The organism is Pseudoalteromonas sp. SR41-4 (assembly GCF_014163985.1).
In the GTDB taxonomy this organism is placed as follows: domain Bacteria; phylum Pseudomonadota; class Gammaproteobacteria; order Enterobacterales; family Alteromonadaceae; genus Pseudoalteromonas; species Pseudoalteromonas rhizosphaerae.
Genome location: NZ_JACJEI010000064.1, coordinates 1 through 6,454, shown reverse-complemented (window position 1 = coordinate 6,454; position 6,454 = coordinate 1). Strand labels below are relative to the sequence as shown.

Sequence of the window (6,454 nt, the reverse complement as noted above, 5' to 3'; positions counted from 1 at the left end):
ATCCTTTGAGTTTTTTAATACTTTCAGTCTAACTCTGTATCTAAATGTAAATCAAGGGATTTATATTTGTTGTTTTTTTGTTGTTGTAAAATACAAGAAATAATCCCGCGAGTTGTTGAAAAAAACCAAATACAACGACTGTTTATATATGGCTATGTTGTAGTTAAGTGTGGCTAGGCGATAATTCATTTTATAAAGCCTCTTTTATCCATGTTTGATCTGAGAATTCCGTGTTATCTTCCATGGTTCTAAACCAACTCAGATAATTCTCAATATAGTCAGTATCTAATTCGTGTGAATCGCAATGTGGACAATGAGATATTGTTTCTTCATGGTCAGCAATGGCTTGACCCAGTTGGTTATTAGCAATATTAGATTCAACTTCATGACGGAGTTTTTTAGTTGGGAGTAGTTTAAGTTAATAACGTGACGTAATACATTTTGAAACTGCTTTTAAGCCATACAGCATCTGCCATTGTTGGGTTTCAGTACATTAAGTATAGTTCGCCAACAAATCTTGACTTCAGATATCAAAATTCTTAACTGTCCGCTTCACGCTTAATCCCGCCGCTCAGATCGTCACGGACAACTAATTAAATACCACTACATACGACTAAGTACCACACACCATAAAACCGGGGTTCCCCCCACGGCAATTTTTACTTTGAATTTAAGTGCTTTTTGTATAGCTTTGAGTTTTTCGCGGTCGTCGCCTTGTATTTCGATGATGCCGTCTTTTATTGCTCCGCATTAGTCCCTTTGGCTTTGCTGCTATCTATTAGTTTATTTTGACCTGAATTTAGCACCACATTTATGGCAGAGTTTAGGTCTGATTTCTACGCCTTCACTACCTGATGCAAATGGAATAGAGTTACATTTTGGACACCAGTAATACAACCAAATACCAACGTTAAATATGAGCACTCCGATTAATGCACCATAAAAAGGATTTAGAAACTTAATATCAAAATATTGAAGAATAAAGCCACTTGAAAAGCATACAACAGTTAATAGTAATACGAGATAAAACCGTTTTTTTACTGGTTTAAATTGCTTCGATACATCATCCATAATTGAGTGTTGCTCCAGTTAAATTAACGCTGCCGTTGGCGGTAAAATGAGAGTGGCTAAATCGCGAGGAACAAGCGAAGCAAGTTACCACGCTACTTTATTACTTTGTTTTATTGTATCAACAGCACCGATAAAGTTTTGTGCTATTCATATTCGCTGAATACTTGGTGTACCCTTGCTGGTGTTATTTTATTAAAGTCATCTTGGTAGTAGTCCTTCGCATACTCAATAAAATATTCTGGAGTTATAGTGATTGCAGGGAGCAGCCAACTAGCTCCGTTATCTTCATTGTTTTGGAAATTAACAGTTCCTTGTTGCCATGACCCTGAGTTGGAAGTACGCCAAAAACAAAAGGTCACATGAGCTATTTCGAAGAAATCGTTATCTAAAACGCCGAGCAGTTCTTCAGGAGCCCCTTCATACATCCCTGGCCAAATTCTAAACTCTTCTTGAGCATGAGGACTAACTTCTGATTCATGATCGAAGCCTTTAATTAAAATAGCATCACCTTTTATGACAATGACGATTTCATCACCACCACCATTTTCATATGAAGCAACGTCTATCCCTGGCGCCCAATTAGCTTTGTAAGAAAAGCACCTTAGGTATTCGTCTTTACAAAGCTCTATATCCAAAGCTGCACTAGCTTTTAGAGCAGAGACTAGTTTTTTATTGGGTAGATTATCTAATATCATTTAAGCTCTCTTTGTGTGGGTAGACAATTTTATCTCCAATGTTTTTCTTTGTATTACAATACATTGATCATAAATTAAGAAAGTACAGATATGCAATTAGGTCATCAAGTCTCTGCTTTTTATAGGCAAGCCGGCGGCTCACCCTCCGGCAATTTTCACTTTGAATTTGAGTGCTTCGAGGATGGCTTTGAGTTTTTCGCGGTCGTCGCCTTGTACTTCAATGATGCCGTCTTTTACCGCGCCGCCTTGGCCCATTTTACTTTTAATGGTTTTGGCGAGTTTTTTTAAATCGTGTTGCTCGCTGTCAATACCAGTTACCAACATAACACCTTTACCTTTACGGCCTTTGGTTTGGCGTTCGATGCGCAGGGCGCCGTCTTTAAATACTTTACTAGCCACTTCTGTGCTTGGTTTTGGTTGGCTGATACGGCCTGTTTCGGTTGAATAAACGAGATTACTATCACTCATGCTTAACCTGCATTTAAAAAGTTAAATAAACAATGGCCTAGATAATATCAAATCTAAAACAAATTTGTGCATAGGGTGTTTTATTTTTGGTGATTTATCATTAACAAGTTATATTTAATACTAATTAAGAATGGATAATCTGAGCAGGAGTTAACTAATGGGTCTAAGTAAGAGTGCATCAGCAGATGGTGCTACACTGACTATTCAAATTAAAGGGAAGTTCGACTTTAATTTAGTGCAGTCATTTCGACAGTCGTATTCCGATATCAATGAAAAAACCGCTAAGGTCGTAATTGACTTGCGAGAAACAGATTACATGGATAGCTCCGCCCTTGGTATGTTACTGAATATGAAAAAGACCTTGGGTACCTCAGTTGATGCAATTCAAATCAGTAATTGTCAGCCGCAACTGAAAAAAATCCTGCAAATATCACGTTTTGATAAAAAGTTTGATATTGATTAATGCATATTCTCGTTGTTGATGATCAGCCACTTAATTGTACGCTTTTGAAAGTAATGCTGGTGCAACAAAATTACGAGGTATCGACTGCCGCTAACGGTGTTGAAGCATTAGCAATATTAGCACAGCAAAGCATTGATATTGTGCTACTCGATGTAATAATGCCAGTAATGGATGGCTATGAAACAGCGACAAAAATTAAGCAGTTATACAACGATGTTCACCTACCAATTATTTTTATAACCTCTTTGGAAGATCAAAACAGTTTTGAACGTTGTTTAGAGGTCGGTGGTGATGACTTTATTCATAAACCGTTTGATAAAGTAATTTTAACCGCGAAAATAAAAGCTCATAGCCGCACCCGCAAGCTGAGTTTAAAAACCCACGAACAAAATAAATTATTAGAATATCATTACAATCAAACCGAGCGCGAGCACGAAATCGTTGAGCATATTTTTAATAATGCCTTAGAAAACCAACATAAGTTTACCAACAACATTGATTTTCATCTTTCACCGGCTTCTATGTTTAATGGTGATATGTGTTTGGTTGGGCAAAGCCCAATTGGTAGTTTGTATTGTATGCTGGGGGATTTTACCGGCCATGGCTTAGCGGCAGCGGTAGGGGCATTGCCGGCGTCGAAAGTGTTTTACACTATGGTTAATAAAGGCATGGCGGTCAGTGATATTGCCGCAGAAGTTAATGCCGTATTAGTACAATTATTGCCCGGGCATATGTTTTGTGCCGCGACAATTATTGAGTTAAGTAGCTCCGGGAAAAGTGTTTCTGCTTGGCTTGGTGGCTTGCCTGACGCTTATTTAATTGATCAACAAGGAAGCGTATTAAAAACCTTAGAGTCACAGCACATGGCTTTAGGGATTTTAGAAGGCGATGAATTTGAGCGTGAATTAATTCATTTTGAAGTCGATAGCAGTATGCGTTTGGCACTGGCCACCGACGGTATTATAGAGACTACCAATGCAGACGATGAATTTTTTTCAGAGCAACGCTTTATAAAGGCACTTGCAAGCAAGCCCCAAGTCAGCTGTGAAGATGTGATCAATCAAGTTACTAAGTTTGCTCATGGCAGTAAACAACAGGACGACCTTAGTTTAGTGCTTTTTAACTGTATGGCGGTTCCTGCTGCGGCTGAAGAGCAAGCCGCTTACTCTCGATTACCGTTCAATTTTTCTTTAACGCTTAATTCACAGCAAATAAAACAAACCGATCCAGTGCTTGAAATCGTCGAAGTGATAACCCAAGTTGGCGGGCTAAAAGAGCACCGCTCTGATATTTTTTTACTGCTCTCTGAGGCATATAATAATGCACTTGATCACGGTGTATTAGGGCTCGATTCAGCGATTAAAAATAAAGAGGATGGTTTTATTGAGTATTATCAACTTCGAGAGGCAACATTAGCCAAACTTGTTGATGCATTGATCATTGTAGATATACGTTATTGTCCTGATGCATTGAGCCTTTATTTTACAATTTGCGATTCAGGCAATGGTTTTGCAAACACCGACAGTAATGCTAACAGTAATAATCGCGAGCACGGTCGTGGGCTATCTATATTAGAAGAAATAGCAGAGCAGGTGACTTATAACTCATCGGGTAATCAAATTGAAATGTGTTATCGATTAGCGCAGCAACAAAGCTAGTCGTGGTTGTTTAGCCATGCTATGATTCGTTTTTTAGATGTTTGGATGGCTAAATGGTTTCTTCTTATTTATCTCTTGCGCAGTTAGATGTGCCTGCTCAGTTAGTCTCTGCTGAGCTTACTAAGCTCGAAAGCTATTTATCAAATCAGTCGCTTCCTGAGGTACGCTGGCAATATCAAATACCAGAACTGGGTGAAGGCGGGGCGTGCAGTTTATTTGGCTATTTACAAGATGAGCCGTTTAAACTCACTGATTTTTTACCGCAAGATCAGCACACCACGCAAAAGCTTGCTCAATTACAACTAATTGTTGATTACGTTGTAGCGCAAACTAAGGTTGATTGGTACGGCATTTACCAAAGTACAGCAACACCTGAGGGTCAGCAATTACTTAAACTGACTTACTTTGGCGCGCCAAGCCGACCGCTTTTTCCGCTTACTGAAGCATTTGCTGCTGGTAGTAATAATGTGCAGGTGGCACTGAGTAGTAAAGGGCGAGTGATCAACAACGTTGAGCAGTATTTGGCTGCGGGTGGTGAATATTATACCTGTGACCCTAAAGTAAAATCAGAAGCCTGTTTACCGCTTTTTGACAGTGCAAATCGCTGCGTTGGTATTGTTGATGGCGAAGCCTTTAATAACGATTTTTTCAACCAGCAAACATTAGCGCTATTAATTGCGTGCTGTATTAAAATTCCTCACTTTTTAGTGTAAATAACACTAGTCAATCTAGTGAGCTTTTATGTTAAGCTAAGTGCAACAGCTAACCCCTAAATAATGAAAGAGATAGTCAATGTTCTCAGTATTAAAACCATTACCCACTGATCCTATTCTTGGCCTTATGGCGGCCTATAAGCAAGATACTAACCCAAATAAGATTGACTTAGGGGTTGGTGTTTATAAAGACGAATTCGGTAATACGCCGGTATTAAAAGCAGTTAAAAAAGCTGAAGCGTTTCGTCTTGAAAACGAAACTAGCAAATCATACATTGGTTTGGCGGGTAACTTAGATTACTGCCAAAAAATGGAAAACCTATTATTAGGTGAGCACCAAGCGTTATTAGCTAATCGTGTTCGTACAGCACAAGCTCCTGGCGGTACAGGTGCACTGCGAGTTGCAGCTGAATTTATAGTTCGCTGTAATCCAGGTGCGACAGTATGGGTTACTAATCCTACTTGGGCAAACCACATTAGCTTGTTTGAAGCCGCTGGCCTAACAGTTAAAGAATACCCGTACTACGATTATGAAAACAAAGACTTATTATTTGATGAAATGATCGAAACCCTTACCCAAGTGCCAAAAGGTGATGTGGTATTACTGCACGCATGTTGTCATAACCCAAGTGGTATGGACTTAAACGAAGCACAGTGGAACACGGTTGCTGAACTGGCAAAAGATGTTGGCTTTACACCGCTGGTTGATATTGCATACCAAGGTTTTGGTTCAAGCCTTGAAGAAGATGCAAATGGTTTACGTATTTTAGCCAATGCAGTTGATGAGTTAATCATTTGTTCTTCATGTTCGAAAAACTTTGGTTTATACCGCGAGCGTATTGGTGCATGTTCAATTATTGCTAAAGACAGTGCAACAGCAGACATTTCAAACTCTGTTATGTTAAGTGTGGTACGTAGCATTTATTCAATGCCACCTGCGCACGGTGCTGACATTGTAAATACCATTTTAAGCAGTACAGAACTGACACAACAATGGCACAGTGAACTTGATGAAATGCGTAACCGTATCAATGGCCTACGTACTTTGATCAAAGACAGTCTAGCGGCAAAAGAGATTGCTCAAGACTTCTCATTTATTGACCGTCAACACGGTATGTTTTCTTTCTTAGGTATTAATAAAGAACAAATTGAGCGCCTGCAAAAAGAATACGGTATCTACATTGTTGGTTCAAGCCGCGTTAACGTAGCGGGTATCAGTCAAGCTAATATCGATTACTTTGCAAATGCTGTTGCAGATGTTTGTAAATAATCTTATTTAAATAGCGTTTATTGAAATAAAAAACCGCACTACCTTATTGTTGTGCGGTTTTATTTTTTAACCTAGAACCTAGAACCTAGAACCTAGAACCTAGAACCTAGAACCTA

General features: G+C 39.0%; 6 protein-coding genes. 4 read left to right on the top strand and 2 right to left on the bottom strand.

Going from position 1 to position 6,454, the window contains the following annotated elements; all coding sequences use genetic code 11:
• Nucleotides 1–1,214: 1,214 nt before the first annotated feature.
• A complete protein-coding gene (locus H5180_RS23180; RefSeq protein ID WP_182759238.1) occupies nt 1,215–1,766 on the bottom strand; it encodes a hypothetical protein in 552 nt (183 codons plus the stop codon).
• A 138-nt stretch (nt 1,767–1,904) separates the two neighbouring features.
• Nucleotides 1,905–2,234 carry a stress response translation initiation inhibitor YciH gene (locus tag H5180_RS23175; RefSeq protein WP_145240330.1) on the bottom strand — a complete coding sequence of 110 codons (330 nt, stop codon included), beginning with the start codon at nt 2,232–2,234 and terminating at the stop codon, nt 1,905–1,907.
• Between the two features lie 157 nt (nt 2,235–2,391).
• Between H5180_RS23175 and H5180_RS23170 the strand changes: the two genes are divergently transcribed.
• The 4 genes from H5180_RS23170 to H5180_RS23155 all read left to right on the top strand — a co-directional run bounded on the left by H5180_RS23170 (nt 2,392) and on the right by H5180_RS23155 (nt 6,338).
• On the top strand, nt 2,392–2,697 hold the full coding sequence (locus tag H5180_RS23170; RefSeq protein WP_145240332.1) for an STAS domain-containing protein: 306 nt from the start codon (nt 2,392–2,394) through the stop codon (nt 2,695–2,697).
• The gene (locus tag H5180_RS23165; RefSeq protein WP_182759237.1) at nt 2,697–4,355 is read left to right on the top strand and encodes a fused response regulator/phosphatase; all 1,659 of its coding nucleotides are present in this window, start codon (nt 2,697–2,699) and stop codon (nt 4,353–4,355) included. The genes H5180_RS23170 and H5180_RS23165 overlap by 1 nt, the downstream gene beginning before the upstream one ends.
• Before the next feature lie 53 nt (nt 4,356–4,408).
• A complete protein-coding gene (locus tag H5180_RS23160; RefSeq protein WP_182731054.1) occupies nt 4,409–5,068 on the top strand; it encodes a histidine kinase in 660 nt (219 codons plus the stop codon).
• A gap of 79 nt (nt 5,069–5,147) precedes the next feature.
• Nucleotides 5,148–6,338, top strand: coding sequence for an amino acid aminotransferase (locus H5180_RS23155; RefSeq protein WP_149983417.1), 1,191 nt, complete (start codon nt 5,148–5,150; stop codon nt 6,336–6,338).
• The last annotated feature ends 116 nt before the right edge of the window (nt 6,339–6,454 follow it).

What these genes read in the sequence shown, in the direction of transcription:
- H5180_RS23170 (WP_145240332.1), top strand. Translation starts at nt 2,392, where the DNA reads ATGGGTCTAAGTAAGAGTGCATCAGCAGATGGTGCTACACTGACTATT.
- H5180_RS23175 (WP_145240330.1), bottom strand. Translation starts at nt 2,234, where the DNA reads ATGAGTGATAGTAATCTCGTTTATTCAACCGAAACAGGCCGTATCAGC.
- H5180_RS23180 (WP_182759238.1), bottom strand. Translation starts at nt 1,766, where the DNA reads ATGATATTAGATAATCTACCCAATAAAAAACTAGTCTCTGCTCTAAAA.
- H5180_RS23155 (WP_149983417.1), top strand. Translation starts at nt 5,148, where the DNA reads ATGTTCTCAGTATTAAAACCATTACCCACTGATCCTATTCTTGGCCTT.
- H5180_RS23165 (WP_182759237.1), top strand. Translation starts at nt 2,697, where the DNA reads ATGCATATTCTCGTTGTTGATGATCAGCCACTTAATTGTACGCTTTTG.
- H5180_RS23160 (WP_182731054.1), top strand. Translation starts at nt 4,409, where the DNA reads ATGGTTTCTTCTTATTTATCTCTTGCGCAGTTAGATGTGCCTGCTCAG.